General features: G+C 59.3%; 21 protein-coding genes. 7 read left to right on the forward strand and 14 right to left on the reverse strand.

Features of this window, described 5'->3' with window-relative positions; genetic code table 11:
- Positions 1-88: 88 nt before the first annotated feature.
- Positions 89-628: a cytochrome b gene (locus BW686_RS05645; RefSeq protein ID WP_084915226.1), complete on the forward strand. Its 540-nt coding sequence runs from the start codon at positions 89-91 to the stop codon at positions 626-628.
- A 1-nt stretch (position 629) separates the two neighbouring features.
- Here the strand turns inward: BW686_RS05645 and BW686_RS05650 are convergent, their stop codons facing one another.
- The 3 genes from BW686_RS05650 to psrA form a co-directional block, all read right to left on the reverse strand.
- Positions 630-1,370: an S-methyl-5'-thioinosine phosphorylase gene (locus BW686_RS05650; protein ID WP_084915228.1), complete on the reverse strand. Its 741-nt coding sequence runs from the start codon at positions 1,368-1,370 to the stop codon at positions 630-632.
- A gap of 9 nt (positions 1,371-1,379) precedes the next feature.
- Complete coding sequence (nagZ, locus tag BW686_RS05655; RefSeq protein WP_084915635.1) at positions 1,380-2,390, reverse strand: beta-N-acetylhexosaminidase; 1,011 nt, start codon at positions 2,388-2,390, stop codon at positions 1,380-1,382.
- 87 nt (positions 2,391-2,477) lie between these two features.
- Positions 2,478-3,194: a transcriptional regulator PsrA gene (psrA, locus tag BW686_RS05660; RefSeq protein ID WP_084915230.1), complete on the reverse strand. Its 717-nt coding sequence runs from the start codon at positions 3,192-3,194 to the stop codon at positions 2,478-2,480.
- Positions 3,195-3,452: 258 nt separating this feature from the next.
- Here psrA and lexA point away from each other — a divergent pair, with 258 nt between their 5' ends.
- Complete coding sequence (gene lexA / locus BW686_RS05670) at positions 3,453-4,061, forward strand: transcriptional repressor LexA (RefSeq protein ID WP_003315796.1); 609 nt, start codon at positions 3,453-3,455, stop codon at positions 4,059-4,061.
- Positions 4,062-4,070: 9 nt separating this feature from the next.
- Positions 4,071-4,541: an SOS-induced cell division inhibitor SulA gene (gene sulA, locus BW686_RS05675; protein WP_084915232.1), complete on the forward strand. Its 471-nt coding sequence runs from the start codon at positions 4,071-4,073 to the stop codon at positions 4,539-4,541.
- A 45-nt stretch (positions 4,542-4,586) separates the two neighbouring features.
- On the opposite strand, the gene BW686_RS05680 is transcribed toward sulA, so the two are convergent.
- From BW686_RS05680 to BW686_RS05725, 7 genes are all read right to left on the reverse strand, one after another.
- On the reverse strand, positions 4,587-4,820 hold the full coding sequence (locus BW686_RS05680) for a hypothetical protein (RefSeq protein WP_084915234.1): 234 nt from the start codon (positions 4,818-4,820) through the stop codon (positions 4,587-4,589).
- Between the two features lie 64 nt (positions 4,821-4,884).
- The gene (locus tag BW686_RS05685; protein WP_084915236.1) at positions 4,885-5,406 is read right to left on the reverse strand and encodes a DUF6586 family protein; all 522 of its coding nucleotides are present in this window, start codon (positions 5,404-5,406) and stop codon (positions 4,885-4,887) included.
- 122 nt (positions 5,407-5,528) lie between these two features.
- Entirely contained in the window at positions 5,529-8,141 is a 2,613-nt protein-coding gene (gene topA / locus BW686_RS05690; RefSeq protein ID WP_084915238.1) for a type I DNA topoisomerase, read from the reverse strand.
- A gap of 113 nt (positions 8,142-8,254) precedes the next feature.
- Positions 8,255-8,491, reverse strand: coding sequence for a DUF1653 domain-containing protein (locus tag BW686_RS05695; RefSeq protein WP_084915240.1), 237 nt, complete (start codon positions 8,489-8,491; stop codon positions 8,255-8,257).
- A 106-nt stretch (positions 8,492-8,597) separates the two neighbouring features.
- Positions 8,598-9,773: an acetyl-CoA C-acyltransferase FadA gene (fadA, locus tag BW686_RS05700; protein ID WP_084915242.1), complete on the reverse strand. Its 1,176-nt coding sequence runs from the start codon at positions 9,771-9,773 to the stop codon at positions 8,598-8,600.
- Positions 9,774-9,777: 4 nt separating this feature from the next.
- Entirely contained in the window at positions 9,778-11,943 is a 2,166-nt protein-coding gene (gene fadB / locus BW686_RS05705) for a fatty acid oxidation complex subunit alpha FadB (RefSeq protein WP_084915244.1), read from the reverse strand.
- Positions 11,944-12,534: 591 nt separating this feature from the next.
- The gene (locus BW686_RS05725) at positions 12,535-12,972 is read right to left on the reverse strand and encodes a hypothetical protein (protein ID WP_084915250.1); all 438 of its coding nucleotides are present in this window, start codon (positions 12,970-12,972) and stop codon (positions 12,535-12,537) included.
- 128 nt (positions 12,973-13,100) lie between these two features.
- On the opposite strand from BW686_RS05725, the gene BW686_RS05730 reads away from it, so the two are divergent.
- Positions 13,101-13,562 carry a universal stress protein gene (locus BW686_RS05730; protein ID WP_084915252.1) on the forward strand — a complete coding sequence of 154 codons (462 nt, stop codon included), beginning with the start codon at positions 13,101-13,103 and terminating at the stop codon, positions 13,560-13,562.
- A gap of 68 nt (positions 13,563-13,630) precedes the next feature.
- Here the strand turns inward: BW686_RS05730 and BW686_RS05735 are convergent, their stop codons facing one another.
- The gene (locus BW686_RS05735; RefSeq protein WP_084915637.1) at positions 13,631-15,541 is read right to left on the reverse strand and encodes an ATP-binding cassette domain-containing protein; all 1,911 of its coding nucleotides are present in this window, start codon (positions 15,539-15,541) and stop codon (positions 13,631-13,633) included.
- Positions 15,542-15,746: 205 nt separating this feature from the next.
- Between BW686_RS05735 and BW686_RS05740 the strand changes: the two genes are divergently transcribed.
- Positions 15,747-17,675, forward strand: coding sequence for a transglycosylase SLT domain-containing protein (locus BW686_RS05740; protein WP_084915254.1), 1,929 nt, complete (start codon positions 15,747-15,749; stop codon positions 17,673-17,675).
- A gap of 52 nt (positions 17,676-17,727) precedes the next feature.
- Here BW686_RS05740 and BW686_RS05745 read toward each other — a convergent pair whose 3' ends face one another.
- Both BW686_RS05745 and BW686_RS05750 read right to left on the reverse strand, forming a co-directional pair.
- A complete protein-coding gene (locus BW686_RS05745; protein WP_084915256.1) occupies positions 17,728-18,537 on the reverse strand; it encodes an MOSC domain-containing protein in 810 nt (269 codons plus the stop codon).
- A gap of 101 nt (positions 18,538-18,638) precedes the next feature.
- Positions 18,639-19,565 carry a chemotaxis protein CheV gene (locus BW686_RS05750; protein WP_084915257.1) on the reverse strand — a complete coding sequence of 309 codons (927 nt, stop codon included), beginning with the start codon at positions 19,563-19,565 and terminating at the stop codon, positions 18,639-18,641.
- A gap of 448 nt (positions 19,566-20,013) precedes the next feature.
- On the opposite strand from BW686_RS05750, the gene BW686_RS05755 reads away from it, so the two are divergent.
- Both BW686_RS05755 and BW686_RS05760 read left to right on the forward strand, forming a co-directional pair.
- Positions 20,014-20,442: a hypothetical protein gene (locus BW686_RS05755; protein WP_084915259.1), complete on the forward strand. Its 429-nt coding sequence runs from the start codon at positions 20,014-20,016 to the stop codon at positions 20,440-20,442.
- Positions 20,443-20,586: 144 nt separating this feature from the next.
- Positions 20,587-21,249, forward strand: a complete 663-nt coding sequence (locus BW686_RS05760) for a response regulator (protein ID WP_084915261.1) — start codon at positions 20,587-20,589, stop codon at positions 21,247-21,249.
- Here the strand turns inward: BW686_RS05760 and yegS are convergent.
- The gene (gene yegS, locus BW686_RS05765) at positions 21,233-22,150 is read right to left on the reverse strand and encodes a lipid kinase YegS (RefSeq protein WP_084915263.1); all 918 of its coding nucleotides are present in this window, start codon (positions 22,148-22,150) and stop codon (positions 21,233-21,235) included. The two genes, BW686_RS05760 and yegS, sit on opposite strands and share 17 nt — an antisense overlap.
- Positions 22,151-22,376 lie beyond the last annotated feature (226 nt).

The raw sequence follows: 22,376 nt of genomic DNA on the forward strand, positions 1-22,376 counted from the left end.
AATAAATCACACATAAATGAAACGCAGGATCGCAGCAAACTGCCTAAGCTGTGAACAGCGCCAGTAAAAAGCAATAAGGAACTCAACCGTGGATGCACCGATTTCTCGACGTTACACCCCAAGAGCACGATGGCTGCACTGGGTCATGGCTGCCCTGATCGTGCTTGCGTACACGCTGATTCTAAGCCGCACCCAGTTTGGCAAAGGCTCTGAATACCGACTGCTGGTTGTACAGAGTCACTTCTGGGTGGGCATTCTGATTCTGGTCATGGCGTTCTTTCGCGTGGCCGAGCGTCGACGTCACCGTCCGCCCGGCATTACGCCGCCCCTTGAAGGCGTGCTTCGCCTGGCAGCCACCCTGTCGCATTACGCGCTGTACGCGTTTCTGTTCGCACAGCCGGTGCTGGGCCTGCTGACCGTGATGGTGGAAAAAGGCGCGTTGCCGATTCCCCTGACCAGCCTGCAGATTCCCTGGCCCCTGCCGACCTCTGACCGCACCGCCGAGACGTTCGAAGACCTGCACAAGTTGCTCGGCTCGATCTTCTACTACGTCATCGGGCTGCATGTGATTGCCGCGCTCTGGCATCACCTGGTGCGCAAGGACAATACCCTCAAACGCATGCTGTAGCTCAGGAAGCGGACAACACCCGGGCCAGCGTGGCCTTTACCTTGCCCATGCCGTTGTGCAGCGCCTGTTCGATTTCCGCCATGGTAATGACAGCCGTCGATTTGCCCGCAGCCGGATTGACCACCAGCGCCAGACAGGCGTAGTCCAGCCCCAGCTCCCGGGCCAGCGCAGCTTCCGGCATGCCGGTCATGCCGACGATGTCGCAGCCGTCACGCTCGAGGCGAATGATTTCTGCGACGGTTTCCAGACGCGGCCCTTGAGTACAGGCGTAGACGCCCCGTTCGGAAAATTCGCACCCTTCTGCCGCCAGCGCGGCGATCAATCGCGCCCGCAGCGCTTCGCTGTAGGGGTAGCTGAAGTCGATGTGCGTGACGTGTTCCAGATCATCGGCAAAAAATGTGTGCTGACGACCGCTGGTGTAATCGACCAGATCGTGAGGGACGCAAAAGTGCCCGGTGCCCATCGCCGGGTGAATCCCGCCCACCGCATTGACCGCCAGAATCGCTTCGGCACCCGCCTGTTTCAAGGCCCATATATTGGCCCGATAGTTGACCTGGTGCGGAGGCAAGCGGTGCGGATGACCGTGACGTGCCAGAAACATCACTTCACGGCCAGCATAGTCACCGATCTGGATTTCGCCGGAAGGCGTACCGTACGGTGTATTCGTCGGCAACGACTGCCGAATGTTCAGACCTTCCAGTTGAGTCAGGCCAGTACCGCCAATAATCGCGTAAACAGTCATCGCACATCCTTAATCGATCAGTTGAGCAGCGCGCAGCGACTGAAGCGCCGCCAGCCAGCGCGGGTGTTGTCGATAGTCGGTGCTGGCCGTTGCCTGGCCACGCATGCGGGCAATACGCGGTGAAGGTTTGACCTTCAGCCGCTGAGCCGCACTGAGCGCCAGTTCCGCAGCCGCACGGTCGTTGCAGACCAGCCCCATGTCGCAGCCGGCAGTCAAGGCCGCCTCGATACGGCTGGCGGCGTCGCCAACGACGTGAGCACCTGCCATCGACAGGTCGTCACTGAAAATAACACCGTCGAATTTCAATTCGTCGCGCAGGATGTCCTGCAGCCAGCGCCTTGAAAAACCGGCTGGCTGCGAATCGACCTTCGGATAGATCACGTGGGCCGGCATCACCGCCGCCAGTTGCTGACTCAAGCGTGCAAACGGCACCAGATCATGGGCGCGAATCTGCTCCAGGCTACGCTCGTCATTGGGAATGGCCACATGAGAGTCGGCTTCAGCCCAGCCATGACCGGGAAAATGCTTGCCGGTCGTCGCCATGCCTGCCGCGTTCATGCCGCGAATGAACGCGCCTGCCAGCAACGCTGCACGCTCGGGATCACCTTCGAACGCGCGCGTGCCCACGACAGCACTGCGCTGATAGTCCAGATCGAGCACCGGGGCGAAACTCAGGTCGAGTCCGACCGCCAGCACTTCGGTTGCCATCACCCAGCCACAGTGTTCAGCCAGCGTAACGGCGTCAGGCTTTTCGGCGATGACACGCATGGGCGGCAGGCGCACGAAACCCTGACGCAGACGTTGAACCCGCCCGCCTTCCTGATCCACGGCCAGCAGCAGGTCCGGGCGAACGGCGCGTATCGCCGCGCTCAGCTCACGAACCTGACGTGGATGCTCGATATTACGGGCAAAAATGATCAGACCTCCGACTTCGGGCTGACGTAGAAACTGACGGTCTTCGCTGGTCAGCCAAGTGCCGGCGACATCAACCATCAGGGAGCCTTGCAGGCCAGAACTCATAGAAAAACCCTTACACACCAGTGCCTGTTTCAATCCCGGCATGGTGCTTGATCCTGAAGCCCGACGCAATGCGACCGGGCAGTACCGTCAGGCTTTGGCGACCGCGGGGGTGGCGGTGCTGCTCTTGGTGCGCGGCCTGAGCTGGGCGGCAATCATCACCGGATCGCTGACGCCGGTGTCGGCCCGCATGCCGGCGGCCAGAAACGGCACCATCAGGCGCATGACCTGCTCGATGGAGGTGTTGACCCCAAAATCAGTCTCGGCGATGGCACGCAGGGCCTTGATGCCGGACATGCTGAACGCGGCAGCCCCGAGCATGAAGTGAACACGCCAGAACAGCTCTATCGGTGGAATACGCGGAGCGGCTTCATTGACCAGCGTCATGTAGCGGCGGAACACCTTGCCGTACATGTCTTCCAGGTAACGGCGCAAGTGGCCCTGGCTCTGACTGAAGGCAAGCCCGAGCAAGCGCATGAAAATCGACAGGTCATTACCGCTGCGTGGCTGCACGACAAGCGCTTGCTCAACGAGAATTTCCAGCAGTTCTTCAAGACTGGGATTGTGCCCGGGAGTGGCCTGACGCCGCTCCAGCTCGCGCTCAAGACTGACGCAGAACGGCCCGAGAAAACGTGAGAACACGGCTTGAATCAGGGCCTTCTTCGAGCCGAAGTGATAGTTCACCGCCGCCAGATTGACCGAAGCCTTGCTGGTGATGAGACGCAAGGAAGTTTCAGCAAAGCCTTTTTCTGCAAATAACTGCTCTGCAGCATCAAGGATGCGTTCAACGGTTTCCGACTGGGCCATGGCTCTCTGCCTAACAAACGAACGTTTGAAACATACGTATCAGGCGGTCTGCTTGTCAAGCAGGCCCGTTCACTTTATGGCCGAACAGTCACGAAAACGAGGGTTAAATGACAATCTGCCGTTAAAAGCAGGCTTCCTGACGAGCCACCGGGTATGCGCTGTGATCACCGCTCGGCGGCGAAAGTGAAATGGGTGATTGCCAAGGCGCCTTCACTGTATATAATCCCAGTCACTGTATAAAAAGCCAGAGCGCCCATCATGATAAAACTGACGCCACGCCAGGCTGAAATCCTGGGTTTCATCAAACGCTGCCTGGAAGACAACGGCTTTCCTCCGACACGCGCGGAAATCGCTCAGGAGCTGGGTTTCAAATCACCCAACGCAGCGGAAGAACACCTGAAGGCATTGGCTCGCAAAGGCGCCATCGAGATGACTCCGGGCGCTTCACGCGGCATCCGCATCCCCGGCTTCGAAGCACGCCCGGACGACAGCAGCCTGCCGGTCATCGGTCGCGTAGCGGCTGGCGCACCGATCCTGGCCCAGCAACACATCGAAGAGTCCTGCAACATCAACCCGTCCTTCTTTCACCCCAGCGCCAACTACCTGTTGCGCGTTCACGGCATGAGCATGAAGGACGTCGGCATTCTGGACGGCGACCTGCTGGCGGTACACACCACCCGTGAGGCTCGCAACGGTCAGATCGTGGTCGCACGAATCGGCGACGAAGTGACCGTCAAACGCTTCAAGCGTGAAGGCAGCAAGGTCTGGCTGCTGGCCGAAAACCCTGATTTCGCGCCTATAGAGGTCGATCTCAAGGATCAGGAACTGGTGATCGAAGGTTTGAGCGTCGGCGTCATTCGCCGCTAAGGAGACGTTATGCAGTTCCATCAAGCACCGCATTCGCAATTGCCACTGTTCGAGGCGTTTCTGGCTCAGCCCATCGCGCCGCTGCTCACAGATGCAATCGAAACGCCCTGGAGCCACGAGCCAGAAGTTTTCAGTGAACTGTCTTTGCGCGGCGCCGCCGGGAACTGCCTGAACCTGCTGGCTCCCATCCTTCGGGAGCTGAGCGAAGAAACAGACGCCCGCTGGCTGACACTGATCGCGCCTCCTTCGAGCCTGACTCAAGCGTGGCTGCGTGATGCGGGGCTGAACCGGGAACGAATCCTGCTGCTGCAACCTCGTGGCACGCAGAGTGTGCTGGAACTGACCCGTGAGGCACTTCGATTGGGGCGTAGTCATACGGTGGTGAGCTGGATCAACCCGCTTGGCACATCGGCGCGCCAGCAATTGATCAGTGCAGCGAAAATCGGCGAAGCGCAGAGCCTCAACATCCGACTGGGCTGAAATGCCCGGTCAACGTTGCCGGGTCGTTTTTCAGCGTCTCAACGGTCAATGCAAAACGTGAGGGCCGTCATCCTTCTCGACGTCACCTTCGGCCAGACGCCCAGCCATTTGCACGCCCACACTCAGCATCGCTTTGGCGACTTCGACATGCTGGCCCTGCATGAACGCTTTGGCATCCGCAGAAAAATCAAGCGTCACCAGAGAACCTTCGTCATCGGCACGACGCAGCTCGATACGCCCGTCAGGTAATTCGACAATTTCCAGAAAAGAGGTAGGCATTGGTACAGTTACTCCGCAATAGGCGGGCATTGTAACAGCCTGCCGGCCCGTACTTCATTGGTTTTCAGCACTCGCTCAAGCCTTCACGAAAGCGGATTGCCAACCCTTTGAGTTGCTGACGCCAGTTTTCAAGCGCTTCACGTGTCAATTCAGACTCCGGCTCAGCGTCCAGGTTCACAGCCTGTATCAACGGCTGCGTGACATCGCCCTTGGGCTTTTTAGGCGCACGTGGCGGTTCAAACAGCGCGTTATAAGCGGCCAGCAACTGCGCCAGCCAGGTCTGGCGATGCTGAGCCAGCTCGACCAGTTCCGCCATTTCGGGAATCGCGATGGCGTCCAGCACTTCCTGAGTCAGCAACTCTTCGGCGCGACGCGCGTTTGCCTGTGGCAGCCGATAGAACCCGGCTATTTCGTGGCACAGACCCAGCAGTGCGCCGTACAGATGAAACAGCGCAGACTCACGCTCGGCCTGCAACAGCGCCGGGGAGTTCACCGCCTGCCCCTTCTCTGCCCGGCCCAGCGCTTCGAGCGCAAGCCCGGCGAAATAGATCTTCTGGTTGGTACGGGTATAGAGCTCATGAGCCATGACGAAACCCTCCATAACAATGGGACAAGACCAGCATAGCCTGCGACGCGAGGATAACCCGGGTGAAGAGGCCCGAGCCTGGTGAAAACGGTGTCCGGCTCGATGGAGCCGGACACGTGCGATCAACGCTTGTCTTCGACCTTCCAGGCGCTACCGTCGTAGAACGCACGCCAGCCGGTGGGCTTGCCTTCCACTTCAGTCTGGACGTATTGCTCTTTGGTCTTGCGACTGTAGCGGATCACGGTCGGACGACCGTCCGGATCCTTTTTCGGCGCTTCGCACAGGAAGTGGTACTTGGGATCGATTTCGTCTTTGTGCGGCGCGATCTCGGCGACCAGCGGTGCGCGGGTTTCACGGTTTTTCGGAAACTGGCTGGCAGCCAGGAACAGACCCGAAGCACCGTCACGCAGAATGTATGTGTCGTCAACTTTGTCGCACTTGAGCTCCGGCATCTTCACCGGGTCCATTTTCGGCGGTGCCGCATCGCCGCTTTTCAGCAACTTGCGAGTGTTCTTGCACTCGGCGTTGGTACAGCCGAAGAACTTACCGAAACGGCCGGTCTTGAGCTGCATTTCGCTGCCGCACTTGTCACATTCCAGGCTCGGGCCTTCATAACCCTTGATCCGGTAGGTGCCTTCCTCGATCTCGTAACCCGTGCAATCCGGGTTGTTGCCGCAGATGTGCAACTTGTGCTTTTCATCGAGCAGGTAAGCGTCCATCGCCGTGCTGCAGATCGGGCAGCGATGCTTGCCGCGCAGCACGCGCGACTCGGACTCACCCTCGTCGTCGTCGGCAATCTCGTCACCGGGCGTCAGGTTGACCGTCGCCTTGCAGCGCTCTTTGGGTGGCAGGCTGTAGCCCGAGCAACCGAGAAACACGCCCGTCGAAGCCGTGCGAATCTGCATCGGCCGGCCACAGACCTTGCACGGGATATCGGTCATCACCGGCTGGTTGGCACGCATGCCACTGTCCGGTGCTTCGGCGACTTCCAGCTTCTTGCGGAAATCACCGTAGAACTCGTCCAGCACGTTTTTCCAGTCACGCTGCCCCTTGGCCACGTCGTCGAGATTTTCTTCCATCCCGGCAGTAAAACCGTAGTCCATCAGGTTGGAGAAGCTCTCGGACAAACGCCCGGTGACGATATCGCCCATTTTTTCCGAGTAGAAGCGGCGGTTATGCAACGCCACGTAGCCACGGTCCTGAATGGTCGAAATGATCGCTGCGTAGGTCGACGGCCGACCGATACCGCGTTTTTCCATTTCCTTGACCAGACTGGCTTCGGAGTAACGCGCTGGCGGCTTGGTGAAATGCTGGCTCGGGTCAAGCTTGTTCAGCTTCAGGACTTCGCCCTGTGCCATGTCCGGCAGAACGTCGTCATCGCCTGGCTTGGCCATTTGCGGCAACGCGCGGGTGTAACCGTCGAATTTCAGAATACGGCCCTTGGCACGCAGTTCGAAATCGCTAGCGGCAACGGTAACGGTGGTCGACAGGTATTGCGCCGGCAGCATCTGGCAGGCCACGAACTGGCGCCAGATCAATTCGTAAAGACGCTCGGCATCACGTTCCATGCCGGTCAGCTTGGACGGATGGGTGTTGACGTCGGAAGGTCGAATCGCTTCGTGCGCCTCTTGCGCGCCTTCCTTGCTGCTGTAGACGTTCGGCGCTTCCGGCAGGTACTTCTTGCCGAACTCGGTTTCGATATAGTCGCGCGCCATGCTGACCGCATCAGCCGACAGGTTGGTCGAGTCGGTACGCATGTAAGTGATGTAGCCCGCTTCGTACAAGCGCTGCGCCATCATCATGGTCTTCTTCACACCGAAGCCCAGACGGTTGCTGGCGGCCTGTTGCAAAGTGGAGGTGATGAACGGTGCCGATGGCTTGCTGCTGGTCGGCTTGTCTTCACGCTTGACGATGCTGTAGCTGGACGCTTTGAGCTTTTCCAGCGCGGCCATTGCCTGGGCTTCGTTCAGCGGCTTGAACGCTTCACCTTTTTCACGCGCCACTTCAAAGCGCACGTTGGCGCCCTTTGCGGTGCCCAGGTCCGCGTGGATTTCCCAATACTCTTCGGGATTGAAAGCGCGAATCTCGCGCTCACGCTCCACGACCAGCTTCACCGCAACCGACTGCACACGGCCGGCAGACAAGCCGCGAGCGACTTTCTGCCACAACAGTGGCGAAACCATGTAGCCCACAACGCGGTCAAGAAAACGACGCGCCTGCTGGGCGTTGACCCGTGCGATATCCAGCTCGCCCGGTTTGGAAAACGCTTCCTGGATGGCCTTCTTGGTGATTTCGTTGAACACCACGCGCTTGTAACGACTGTCATCCCCGCCGATGGCTTCGCGCAGGTGCCAGGCAATGGCTTCCCCTTCGCGGTCCAAGTCCGTCGCGAGATAGATGGTGTCGGCATCCTTGGCGAGCTTGCGCAGCTCTTCGATGACCTTCTCCTTGCCGGGAAGGATCTCGTACTTGGCTTTCCAGCCGTGTTCCGGGTCGACGCCCATGCGCGAGACCAACTGGCGCTGAGCCTTTTCTTTCGGCGTCAGTACCGGGCCTTCGCCCGCAGCGGCCTTGCCGCGCTTGGCGGCAGGGTCTTTGGCAGCACTAGCCGAACCGCTGGTGGGCAGGTCTCGGATATGGCCGATACTCGACTTCACCACGTACTGGTTGCCCAAATACTTGTTGATGGTCTTGGCCTTAGCCGGGGATTCCACGATGACCAGCGATTTGCCCATGGATCAGAAAATTCCTGAATACTAGATGAAAGACAGTGAGGAGCTTGTAAAGGCCACGCTGTATATAGTGGCTACAAGGTGAGGTCAAGCACAGCCTGTTGTGCCATTCCGTCTCACGTTCGGGAAAACAGACTCGGTTCAGCCTCAACCAAAGCAAAGCGCGGGACGTGCTCGCCGTCAACCTCGACCGACTCCAGAAACATGCTCAAGGGACGAACCCACATGCCGAAATCGCCGTACAACGCCTGATAGAACACGACTTCTTCTTCGGTTTCGGAATGCCTGGCAACACTGAAAACCCGGTACTGCGGCCCCTTGTAATGGCGATAGAGCCCTGGTTTCAACGGCATGCTGCGGTCCTCTTGTAACACGTTCAAAACATTTGGTTAAAAAACTGTTTTTTCCAAAAAACAAAAAGCCGGGGCACCGAGCCCCGGCTTGCATCATGCTCAGGAATCAGACGCGTTCGAAAACGGTCGCGATGCCCTGACCCAGACCGATACACATGGTGGACACGCCAAACGTGCCGCCATTCTGCTTCATGACATTGAGCAAGGTGCCGGAGATGCGCGCACCGGAACACCCAAACGGGTGACCCAGTGCAATGGCGCCGCCGTGCAGATTAACCTTCTCATTCATCTTGTCGAGTACTTTCAAGTCTTTAAGCACCGGCAAGGCTTGTGCAGCGAACGCTTCGTTGAGCTCGAAGAAGTCGATATCGGCAATGCCCAGGCCCGCGCGCTTGAGCGCTTTCTGAGTCGCCGGAACCGGACCATAGCCCATGATTGCGGGGTCGACACCGGCCACCGCCATCGAACGAATCACGGCCAGCGGCTGAATGCCCAGGTCCTGAGCGCGCTGGGCGGACATGACGATCATGCATGACGCACCGTCGGTAATCTGCGAAGACGTACCGGCAGTCACGGTGCCACCTTTCGGATTGAAGGCAGGCTTGAGGGCCGCCAGGCTTTCCAGGGTGGTGTCCGGACGAATGGTTTCATCGTAGTCGAAGACCTTGAGGAAGCCGTTCTCGTCATAACCCTGCATCGGGATGATCTCGTCCTTGAACTTGCCCTCCAGCGTTGCCTTGTGAGCAAGCTGGTGAGAGCGCAGACCGAACGCATCCTGTTGCTCGCGCGTAATGCCGTGCATCTTGCCCAGCATTTCGGCGGTCAGCCCCATCATCCCTGAAGCCTTGGCGGCATACAGCGACATATGAGGATTGGGGTCTACACCGTGCATCATGCTGACGTGGCCCATGTGCTCCACGCCGCCAATGACGAACACATCGCCATTGTTGGTCATGATTGCCTGCGCAGCGGTGTGCAGTGCGCTCATGGACGAGCCGCAAAGACGGCTTACGGTCTGGGCAGCCGACGTGTGCGGGATCTGAGTCAGCAGCGACGCCATGCGTGCGATGTTCCAGCCCTGCTCCAGGGTCTGGTTGACGCAGCCCCATATCACGTCTTCGACTTCCGCCGGGTCGACTTTGTTATTGCGTTCCAACAACTTGCTGATCAGATGCGCGGACATGTCTTCGGCGCGGGTATTGCGGTGCATGCCGCCCTTGGAGCGGCCCATCGGGGTGCGACCGAAGTCGACAATCACGACGTCTCTTGGATTAAGGCTCATACGTTCATACCTCGGAAGACGCTTGACCGAAGAAGCTCTGGCCATTACGGGCCATCTCACGCAGCTTCGCGGTCGGTTGATACAGGGCACCCAGCTCGGCATATCGGTCAGCCAGGGCAACGAATTCGGCAACACCGATGGAATCGATGTAACGCAGCGCACCACCACGGAACGGAGGGAAACCAATGCCGTAGATCAGGCCCATATCGGCTTCGGCAGCGGTTTCGACGATGCCGTCTTCCAGGCAGCGAACGGTTTCCAGGCAGAGCGGGATCATCATCCAGTTGATGATGTCTTCATCCGTCACTTCACGCTGCTCGTAGACAATCGGCTTGAGCACATCGAGCACAGCCGGGTCGTTGACCTTCTTCGGCTTGCCCTTCTTGTCGGTCTCGTAGGCGTAGAACCCCTTGCCGTTCTTCTGGCCCAGACGGTTGGCTTCGTAAAGCGCGTCGATGGCCGAGCGACGGTCGTCCTTCATGCGGTCCGGAAAACCTTCAGCCATGACGTCACGGCCGTGGTGACCGGTGTCGATACCGACCACGTCCATCAGGTAGGCAGGGCCCATAGGCCAGCCGAACTTCTCCATGACCTTGTCGATGCGCACGAAATCCACGCCTGCGCTGACCAGCCTGGCGAAGCCGCCGAAATACGGGAACAACACACGGTTGACCAGGAAGCCCGGGCAATCATTGACCACGATCGGGTTCTTGCCCATTTTCTTGGCGTAGGCCACGGTGGTTGCAACCGCTTCCTCACTGGACTTTTCGCCACGAATCACTTCAACCAGCGGCATCATGTGTACCGGGTTGAAAAAGTGCATGCCGACAAAGTTTTCCGGACGCTTGAGCGCCTGGGCCAGCAGGCTGATCGAAATGGTGGACGTGTTGGACGCCAGGATGGTGTTCTCACCCACGTTGGCTTCGACTTCAGCCAGCACGGCCTGCTTCACTTTAGGGTTTTCGACGACGGCTTCGACCACCAGATCGACATTGCCGAAATCGCCATAGGACAGCGTAGGACGAATCGCATTCAGCGCTTCAGCCATCTTCGCTGCCGTCAGACGGCCTTTTTCCAGACGACCGCCCAGCAGTTTGGACGCTTCGTTCAGGCCCAGTTGAATAGCCTCTTCACGGATATCCTTCATCAGGATCGGCGTGCCTTTGACGGCCGACTGGTAAGCAATGCCGCCGCCCATGATCCCGGCGCCCAGCACGGCGGCCTGTTTCACGTCACGCGCCACTTCATCGTAGCCCTTGGCTTTCTTTTTCAGCTCCTGATCGTTCAGAAACAGGCCGATCAGGCTGTGGGCTGCGGACGTCTTGGCCATTTTCACGAAGCCGGCAGCCTCGACTTCAAGCGCCTTGTCACGACCGAAGTTGGCGGCTTTCTGAATGGTCTTGATGGCTTCGACAGGCGCTGGATAATTCGGCCCGGCCTGACCGGCTACAAAGCCCTTGGCTGTTTCGAACGCCATCATCTGCTCGATAGCGTTGAGTTTGAGCTTGTCCAGCTTGGGCTGGCGCTTGGCCTTGTAATCGAACTCGCCGGAAATGGCGCGCTGTATCAGGTCAAGGGCGGCGGCCTGAAGCTTGTCAGGGGCAACCACTGCGTCGACGGCACCTACTTTCAATGCGTCTTCTGCTGCGTTTTCCTTGCCCGAGGCAATCCATTCGATCGCGTTGTCGGCACCGATGATACGCGGCAGGCGCACAGTGCCGCCGAAACCCGGGTACAGGCCCAGTTTGACTTCCGGCAGGCCGATGCGAGCGCTGCTGGCGATGACCCGATAATCGGCAGCCAGACACATTTCCAGGCCACCACCCAACGCGATGCCGTTGATGGCGACGACGGTGGGCACGCCCAGATCTTCGAAATCGCTGAAAATCCTGTTGGCTTCCAGATTGCCCGCGACCAGTTCGGCTTCCGGCAACTTGAAGTTGTCGACGAACTCGGTGATGTCGGCGCCGACAATGAACGAATCCTTGCCGCTGGTGACAATCACGCCCTTGACCGAAGCGTCTGCCTTGAGGGCATCGACGGCCTGGCGCAGTTCGTTGAGGGTGAGGCGGTTGAACTTGTTGACGGACTCACCCTTGAGGTCGAAATTCAATTCGACAATGCCACTTTCAAGAGCCTTAACCGTGATGGCTTTACCTTCGTAAATCATCAACTGATCTCCACAATATGGAAGCTGAACAATACCCGCCGGGCATTGATGCCCGACGAGGCTACGACGTCGCCGTCGATGAACACGCCAAATCGCTCGTATAACCGCTGCGACGTGGTAGTCAGGATTCTGTAAGAGCCGTCTGACGACCAAACGCTCATTTCATACGCCCGTTTGATTTGGGTACGCACACCATCGGGCAAAATCGGGCGATTGTCAATTCGACAAAACACTCATGAGTGTTGCCGGTTTGGCAGAATATTCGACCTTTCCATAATGCGCGCGACTGCGTCGGATCCACCATCATTCGCCGGACTGATAGTGCGGGTGATGCCGCTGGTGAGTGCAGGCTGAAATGCACCACGGCGAAGCACAGACAAAAATATTGTCAGGAATCGCGACAAAAAGAAGCAAAAGGTCTAGAGTCGCAAGACTGCGCCACAAGAGGCTCGCAATGCAGCTGATTTGCGGGTGCGCAACAGCGATGGCCGACATGGCAATGAAAGCATGTCGGCACGCGACGAATTATCGGCCTGCCTGGCCAACCCCGGCCCGATGTTGTTATCGGGCTTTTTATTGCCTGCGATTCGGTCAGGCCAGCGCCTTGAGAACCGCATCGATACGTTGCAGGACCTCGGACTCGCCCCGCTCGGCCCAGTACACCGCGATCAGTTGCCCGTCAGCTTCGACCTTGAAGGCATCAGCGGGCAGCGTCGCCAGGTGGGGCAGTAGACGCTCATCTTCGCAGGCTTCGCGCCAGCGATTGCGCCACACGCCTGGCTCGCTCTGCCAGTACGCCCAGGCGTCAGCGTGTGACCCCAGACGCGGTCGATGGTACTGGGCGCAGGGGCTGGGCGGCTCTTTCGACAACCAGTGCGGCCACTCCTGAGGCGCCAGCTGCATGCCCATGCCGAGACGTCGCGCCTCCATACGCAATGCCATTCTGCCGCTTTGATGGCGCGATGGACGCAGCCATACCAGCGGGCTCAACATCACCCCGATGATGGACAGGACTATCCAGACCGTCATATTTCTTGCCCTCGCCCGCTTTCAGGCTTGCATAACAATTCAAAAACAATGACTTGCACAAGGGTCTGCCCAGATGCGCGTGAAAGAGCCATACTCCCATCATCGCAATTTTCCCGGAGGACACGCTCATGCCTTACAAACACATTCTGGTTGCCATTGACCTCACTGATGAGTGTGATCCGGTCATCCGCCGCGCCAGCATGCTGGCAAAAGCCAGCAACGCGAAGTTGTCGATCGTGCATATCGTCGAGCCTATGGCGATGGCCTTCGGCGGCGATGTGCCAATGGACCTGTCGCAATTGCAGCAGCAGCAATTCGACCAGGCCAAGGAAAAGCTCAGGAAGGTACAGGACAAGCACAAGGACCTGGACATCACCGAGGGTGAAAGCCATCTGGCCTATGGTCAGCCGCGCCAGGAAATCCACCAGTTGGCCAAGAACAAGGCATGTGACCTCATTGTCGTCGGCAGCCATGGCCGGCACGGCCTGGCATTGCTGCTGGGCTCCACAGCCAACGACGTTCTGCACGGTGCCCCTTGCGATGTACTGGCAGTGAGCCTCAAGAAAGCGGATGCCCGCAAGCCGGAGTAATCAGGACCCGCCACATAAAAAAGCCCGGTGACCCGGGCTTTTCTGTGTGTCATGGGCGAATCAGACGATCACTCGTCCAGCTCAGCCCAACGCTCCAGCAGCTTGTCCAGCTCGGCCTGCAGGTTTTCCAGTTGGGCAAGCACTGCCGCCGTCTGCTCGGACGAGCGCTGATAGAAGCCCGGCTCGGCCATTTCGGCGTTAAGGGCAGCCATCTTCCCTTCCACTTCATCGATCTGCGCAGGCAACGCCTCCAGCTCGCGCTGAAGCTTGTAGCTGAGCTTCTTCTTCGCGACCGGCATGTCCTGAGCCGCGACCGGCGCTGCCTGCACGACGGCACTGGCCAGTTCGGCCTTGCCGGACTTGGTGTCGGCAACGCCCAGCAGACGCGGCGAACCGCCCTGACGCAGCCAGTCCTGATAACCACCCACGTACTCGCGGACCTTGCCCTCGCCTTCGAACACCAGCGTGCTGGTGACGACGTTGTCGAGAAATGCCCGGTCGTGACTGACCATCAGAACCGTACCCTTGAAGGTCAGCAGCACTTCTTCGAGCAGCTCCAGGGTTTCCACGTCCAGGTCGTTGGTCGGTTCGTCGAGTACCAGCAGGTTGGCCGGCTTGCTGAACAGCTTGGCCAGCAACAGACGGGCGCGCTCGCCGCCGGAAAGCGCCTTGACCGGCGTGCGGGCACGCTGCGGGCTGAACAGGAAGTCACCGAGGTAACTCAGTACATGACGGCTCTGGCCATCGATGTCGATGAAGTCACGGCCTTCGGCAACGTTGTCGATGACAGTCTTTTCCAGGTCGAGCTGGTGACGCAACTGGTCGAAATAGGCGACGTCCAGACGCGTACCCACTTCCACCTTGCCGGCCGTAGGTTGCAGGTTGTCGAGCATCAGCTTGAGCAGCGTGGTCTTGCCGGTACCGTTGGCGCCGAGCAGACCGATACGGTCCTCGCGCTGCAGGACCATGGAAAAGTCCTTGATCAGGGTCGGCCCGCCCGGGTGAGCGAAGCTGACGTTTTCCAGGATCATGACCTGCTTGCCGGACTTCTCGGCGGTGTCCAGCTGGATATTGGCCTTGCCGGTACGTTCACGACGCTCGCTGCGTTCTACACGGAGTTCCTTGAGCGCACGCACACGACCTTCGTTACGGGTGCGGCGGGCCTTGATGCCCTGACGGATCCAGACTTCTTCCTGAGCCAGACGCTTGTCGAAGAGCGCGTTGGCGGTCTCTTCGGCTGCCAGCGCGGCTTCCTTGTGTACCAGGAAGCTGGCGTAGTCGCCGTTCCAGTCGATCAGGCCGCCGCGGTCCAGCTCCAGAATGCGGGTCGCGAGGTTTTGCAGGAATGCCCGGTCGTGCGTGATGAACAGCACCGCGCCCTGGAATTCCTTGAGGGCTTCTTCAAGCCAGGCGATGGCGCCGATGTCCAGGTGGTTGGTCGGCTCGTCGAGCAGCAACAGGTCCGGCTCGGAAACCAGCGCCTGAGCCAGCAGAACGCGACGACGCCAGCCACCGGACAGCTCGGCGAGCGTCTTGTCGGCAGGCAGTTGCAGACGGCTCAGCGTGCTGTCGACCAGTTGCTGCAAGCGCCAGCCATCACGGGCTTCGAGGTCTTGCTGAACGTGCATCAGCTTGTTCAGGTCTTCTTCGGTGACGCAGTTCTGCGCCAGATGGTGGTATTCGGCGAGCAAGGCACCGACGCCATCGAGGCCTTCGGCAACCACGTCGAACACTGTCCGTCCGTCGGCTACGGGCAATTCCTGGGGCAATTCGCCGATCTTGAGGCCGGGTGCGCGCCAGACAGCGCCGTCATCAGGCTTTTGAACGCCTTTTACCAGCTTCAACATGCTGGATTTACCTGTGCCGTTACGGCCGATGATGCACACCCGCTCGCCACGGGCGATCTGCCAGGACACCTTGTCCAGTAACGGCATGGCGCCGAAGGCAAGGGACACATCGCTGAATTTGAGCAGGGTCATGAGCTTCTCCAAAAACCGGGCGCGCATTCTACCTGAGATAGCATGCGGATGTCGGCATTCATGGCGCCCGTGCCGACATCAAAGCCACCTTTATAACGGGCAATTATGTCGACATGAGTCCGGCGTGTCGGCAATGCTTTCACCAATAGCTGGCAAAAGGCTAAGCTAGCCCTACTTTTCACCGATTCATCTGTTCGGAAGTCTCATGCGCAGTCGTTTGCTCAGCCTTTTATCGTGCCTGCTCCTCTCCGCCACCGCCGTCCAGACTGCTCATGCGGCAGACCTCAACCAACAGCGCAAGTATTACGACGAAGCCAAGCGCGCACTGGCCAAAGGCGATTCTGGCCCTTACCAGATGTACAGCACGGCATTGGCCGACTATCCGCTGGAACCGTATCTTGAATACGACGAGCTGACAGCGCGCCTGAAAACGGCAAGCAATGCCGAGATCGAGAAGTTTCTTGCCGAACATGGCGACCTGCCTCAGGCCAACTGGATGAAGCTGCGCTGGTTGCGCTGGCTCGCCGAGCGAGGCGACTGGCAACCCTTCGTCAAGTATTACGACCCGAAGATGAAGTTTGTCGAACTGGACTGCCTGTACGGGCAGTATCAGCTGAACAACAACAAGCGCGCCGAAGGCTATGCCAGCGCTGAAAAACTCTGGATGACCGGCAAGACACTGCCGGCAGCGTGTGACGGATTTTTCGCCCAATGGGCCGCAGCCGGCCAACTGACCGAACAAAAACGCTGGCAGCGCGCCAAACTGGCGGCGCAGGCACGCAATTACAGCCTGACCAACACGCTGGTCAACAGCCTCAACTCGCTGGCCCCGCAAGGACGCCTGCTGCTGGCCGTCGCCCAGAAGCCGGAGATGGTCAACAACCCATCGCAGTTCGTACCGGTGGATGAAGCCATGTCCGACGTGGTCGGCCTCGGCCTGCGCCGCCTCGCCAAACAGGACCCGCAGAAAGCCCTGTCGATGCTCGATGGCTACGCTGCAACCATGCACTTCTCGCGCGAAGAGCAGGTCGAGATTGCCAAGGAAATCGGCCTCACCCTCGCGCGCCGCTACGATGACCGTGCGCTTGAGGTCATGACCAAATACGATCCGGAGCTGCGCGACGACACAGTCACCGAGTGGCGCATGCGCCTGCTGCTGCGTCTGGGTCGTTGGGAAGACGCCTATGAGCTGGCGCGCCGACTGCCGAAGGATCTGGCAGCGACCAATCGCTGGCGCTACTGGGAGGCCCGCTCGCTGGAGCTGGCTCAACCCAACAGCCCGCTGATCGCAGCGCTGTACAAGGACGTGGCCAAAGAGCGTGACTTCTACGGATTCCTGGCGGCCGACCGCACTCAGAGCCCGTATCAGCTCAACAACAAGCCGCTGGTGCTCAGTCAGGCGTTGATCAACAAAGTCCGCAACACACCGGGCGTGCGGCGCGCGCTGGAGTTTCACGACCGTGGCGAGATCGTCAACGGACGCCGCGAGTGGTATCACGTCAGCCGCCTGTTCAACCGCGACGAAATGGTCGCACAGGCCAAACTGGCCTACGACATGCAATGGTATTTCCCGGCGATTCGCACCATCAGCCAGGCGCAGTACTGGGACGATCTGGACATCCGCTTCCCGATGGCGCACCGCGACACACTGGTGCGCGAAGCCAGGGTACGGGGCCTGCACTCCAGCTGGGTGTTCGCCATTACCCGCCAGGAAAGCGCGTTCATGGACGATGCCCGTTCAGGCGTCGGCGCCGCCGGGTTGATGCAGCTGATGCCGGCGACCGCCAAGGAAACCGCACGCAAGTACAGTATCCCGCTCGCGTCGCCTCAGCAGGTGCTCGACCCGGACACCAATATCCAGTTGGGCGCAGCCTACCTGAGTTCGGTGCATGCCCAGTTCAACGGCAACCGTGTGCTCGCCTCCGCCGCCTACAACGCCGGGCCGGGTCGCGTGCGCCAATGGCTGAAAGGCGCCAACCACCTGGCTTTCGACGTCTGGGTCGAAAGCATCCCGTTCGATGAAACCCGTCAGTACGTGCAAAACGTGCTGTCGTATTCAGTGATCTACGGCCAGAAGCTCAACTCGCCCCAGCCACTGGTGGACTGGCACGAACGGTTTTTCGACGACCTCTGACCCGCTGAGGGAGCAAGCGCTCGACCGAGTGCTTGCTCCTTGCACGCCGTGCTTATTCCAGCACCTCCACCGACATCCCGACGTGCAGCTCTCCCGCCCCCTCGTTGACCATATTCTGGCCGAACAAGACATCGCCCTCCACTTGCCGATAGGTTTTGAGCGTGGCGAACGGTTCGCGGTCCGGGCTGCGTTCGCCGGTGGCCGGGTCGATTGTGGTCAGGATGCAACGCGCACAGGGTTTGAGCAGACGGAATTCGATATCACCGATCCGGATGCGCTTCCAGCGGTCTTCCGCAAACGCCTCGGCGCCCTCGATCACCAGATTGGGCCTGAAGCGCTGCATTTCCATCGGCCTGCCGAGACGGACCGACAAGTCGTCCAGCGACCCCTGACCAATCAACAACAAAGGAAAACCATCGGCGAAATTGACCTGCCCGTCGTCGCGACCATAGCCGCCAGGCATCCTGCGCGCACGCTCCACAGGCATGTACACCATGCGCGTGGGCTTGCCGATCAACCGGCTGACCCACTCGGCCGCCGCATCGCCAGCGTCCGGCACTTGCAGCGAGTCACGCCAGACCGTCACGCCACGCAGGCTGGCCTCGACGTCCAGAGGAACAGCAACGTCGAGCGGCACGAAACCCGGTGCCGAGAGCGTGACGCCGCCACTGGCATTCCACAACACCGACAGCTGCGACATCTGTGGCAACGCTCGCTGGGTGAAGAATCGGCCATTGCTTTCATCGACCAGCATCCAGCGTCGGTCCCCCGCCAGCCCCAACGCATCAAACGACGCGCGCTGCAAGCTTTCAGACTTGCAGGATTTGAGGGGATAACGGTAGAGCGAGCTGAGACGTAACATGAGGGCCGGTTCCTTTGAATGGCGCGCAGGGCTTTGATGCAAGCATCAAAGCTTATACGAAGCGCATCCGGCAGGCATCCGGGAAAGGCGACCAGCGGTTTTCAGACGATCATCAGCAAGCGCTCGCGCACCACCTCGACCAGCTTGTCGGGCTGAAACTTGGAGAGGAAGTTGTCGCAGCCGACCTTCTTGACCATCGATTCGTTGAAGCTTCCGGACAACGAGGTGTGCAGCACGATGTACAAGGCCCGCAGACGGGGATCGTTGCGAATTTCGGTGGTCAGGCGGTAGCCATCCATTTCCGGCATTTCAGCATCGGTGAACACCATCAGCAGTTTTTCTTGCACGTTCTCGCCGGCATCCGCCCAGCCCTTGAGCATATTCAGTGCCTTGAGACCGTCGCTGGCCACGTGCAATTTCAGGCCCAGCTGGGACAGCGTATCGCGCAACTGCGCCAGAGCGACCTTCGAGTCGTCGACCAGCAGCACTTCACGACCACGTGCGTTTTCCAGCACCGGGTCTTCGAGCTTCTCGCGGGACACCTTGGCGTTGTAGGGCACGATCTCGGCAAGGACTTTCTCGACATCGATGATTTCCACCAGTTGGTCATCGACCTTGCTGATGGCGGTCAGGTAGTGCTGGCGGCCGGCACTGGCCGGCGGAGGCATGATGGCATCCCAGTTCATGTTGACGATGCGGTCCACGCCACCGACCAGAAACGCCTGAACCGAGCGGTTGTACTCGGTCACAATGATGGTGCTGGCAGGCCCTGGCACCAATGGACGCATGCCGATGGCCTGGGAAAGGTCGATCACCGGCAGGGTCTGGCCACGCAGATTGACCACACCGCACACAAACGAGTGACGTTGCGGCATGAGGGTCAGTTTCGGTAGCTGCAGCACTTCCTGGACCTTGAACACGTTGATCGCGAACAACTGCCGACCGGCAAGGCGAAACATGAGGATTTCCAGGCGATTCTCGCCCACCAGCTGTGTGCGTTGATCTACTGTGTCGAGAATGCCTGCCATTTTAGCTCCAGAAGCAATGGTCATGATGAGTCTGTTAAACCTGTTATCGGCTGAAACAGGCCGGACCTTAATAGCGATGAAGGCCATTCGCAGACATTGATATCACTTTAACATTACGCTGTACTGAAGTGGCAGTCTCGCCAGACAAATGCCGTAACAAAAACATCCGGGACCCGCACGCCCTTACGTACCCGCACCTCCGGATCTGCTACAGCCCGTAAAAGTCAATCGGGGATAACCTGATATGATCACCATCTAATTGCCACTATCGTGAAGCAATTCTCACTTTGTGAATGGGGTCCGGCTTTGTCCGCTTCTCAACCTGTGTACGCGAGCGGAATCGGCAACATTCGGAAAAGCCCTACAGACTTTCGTGTGAAATCGACATTAACTGTCAGCCATTCGCCGCGGGCGGAAGTTCGCTATCCATGATTCGTGGAGATAAAGGATGCTGAGCAACAATGATTGGCAGCAGAAACACGACGAATTCCTGAGCACGTCTCAGGCACTTCTGTACAAATCAGAAGAATGTCTGTCGCACCTTGAGTTGATCCCCAACGACGAGGATGCCACCGGCTGCCTGCTGACCACCCTGCGCACACTGGCCCAGGAAGCGGAAGCGGCGCCGGTGCCTTGCATTGCGGAGTTTTCACGCAAGCTGTGCCAGCTATTGAAATCCGGCAGCCAGGCCAACGAGCTGTCACAGGAAGCCCTGTTGACGGTCAAGAACTGCCTGACGCTGATTTCATGGCAAGTCGAACTCCTCGACCCGCAGACGGGCGAATTGACGATGGACAGCAACGAGCAGCATGAACTCCTGGAGCAACTGGCCAGCGTCTCCGCACCGCCAGCCCCGGCAGGTGCCACCCGGCGGTAACCTTTGATGACACTCTTGAATTGACCGCAGCACCGCAATTTCATTGAGGTGCTGTTGTCACGCCAGCCATTTCCGTTCATTGTCTTCACGGTTGACGAAAGATCGCCCGCGCACATCAGCGGGCCTATTTACACAAGAGCCACCATGACCTGCAATTTGTTACTGGTCGACGATCATTCACTGATCAGAGCCGGCGTGCGAGCGCTGGTCGCAGACATACCGGGCTACGCCGTCGTGGGCGAAGCCGCTGACGGCTCGCAGTTGTCGAGCCTGGCGCAACGCCTTCAGCCCGACATCATTCTCCTCGACATCTGGATGAAGAATGTCGACGGTCTCGATGCACTCGAACAGTTGCTGAGCGCGCAACCGCATTGCAAGGTTCTGGTTCTTTCGATGCACACCGATCCGGCGATGATCCTGCGTGCGCTGGAACTGGGCGCTTGTGGCTACCTGCTCAAGGACACCACAGCGGCCGAACTGAAGCAGGCGCTGGACGCCCTGCGCAATGGCGAGCGTTACCTGAGCCCGGCCATCGCCACTGCCGTCATCGAGCGCACCTCGCGCGGCACGCGATCCGACAAGGCCATCAAGGCGAAAGAGCGGTACAACCTCACCGCCCGCCAGCTGGAAATCCTGCGCCTGATCGTGCGCGGCAAATCGACACGAGAAATCGCCAGCGGCCTGAGCCTGAGCATCAAGACCATCGAAACCCACCGCTCCCAGGTCATGAAGCGGCTGCAGATTTACGATGTGGCCGGGCTGGTGCTGTTTTGCGTTCGCGAGCGCATCATCAGTCTGGACGATTGAGCGCCGGCACGCTGCTCAGCAACGGCGAATCAGCGGGTAAATGCACCTGCAACGCGCCCGGTCGTGCTTCGAAGCGCAGATCCTCGCCGGACAATGGTTCGCCGTCCAGATTGATATCCAGCCCCTGAGCCGACTTGAGTTCAACCCACGGCAAACGCGCGCGGATGAACATATTGTCGAAACCGAGCCCGCCTTCCAGCAGACTTCTGAGCGTACCGACCACTTCCTGGGGAGCCGGCAGGATGCTGATATCCAGCAAGCCATCATCAGCCAGCGCGGTCGGGCACAATTCGTGGCCACCGCCAGCCTGGCGACCATTGCCAATACCCAGCGCAAGAAGATCGCCGCGCCAATGGAAATCGGGACCGGTCAATTCGCCATGAGCAGCATGCAGTTCGCTGAAGCGCGTCAGGCCGGTAAACAGATAGGCTGCGCCGCCCAGCACCTTCTTGAGGTCTTCGGACGTATTGGCCGTCACTTGACTGCCGAAACCACCGGTCGCCATGTTGAGGAACAGCTTGCCGCCCACCTCGCCCAGGTCGACGGCACGGGGCTCCACATCCATGAGTTTCAGCGCCTTCGCTACTTCAAGCGGCACTCCGGCGGCGCGGGCGAAATCATTGGCAGTGCCCAAAGGCAGAATGGTCAGGCTGGCCTTGATGTCAGCCAGCGCCAGCGCCTCGGCGATATCACGAAGCGTACCGTCGCCACCGCCAGCCACAATATGCCGATGCCCGGCAGCCAGTGCTTCGTCGACCAGGCGCTGGGCATCACCCGCCTCCCAGGTCACTCGCACGTCCAGCTCCCAACCCTGCTTGCGCTTGTCTGCGACCGCATCGCGCACGTCTTCGTTGAGCGCCTGCTTGCCGTGAAGAATGAGCATTGCCCTGCGTTGTGTCATGACACCTCCCCTGCCGAACAACCGTCCGGATTAAAGCTTCTGAGCGACGCTCTTTTGCACCTGTGCGCCCGGATACATTTTGTCCGACGCATGACTGTGACCCCGGACAATGCGAAAAAGCCGGTCGGTTTCGGAAAATTTTCCAGCCTGGTGAAAAAGCGCAGGCACCTTGCTATCGCTGGCCAGAACCCGTGTTCAAGGCCTGCGCCTCACGCATTGCGTCTGA

Origin of the sequence: Pseudomonas syringae (genome assembly GCF_002157375.1) — a bacterium.
GTDB classification, from domain to species: domain Bacteria; phylum Pseudomonadota; class Gammaproteobacteria; order Pseudomonadales; family Pseudomonadaceae; genus Aquipseudomonas; species Aquipseudomonas syringae_T.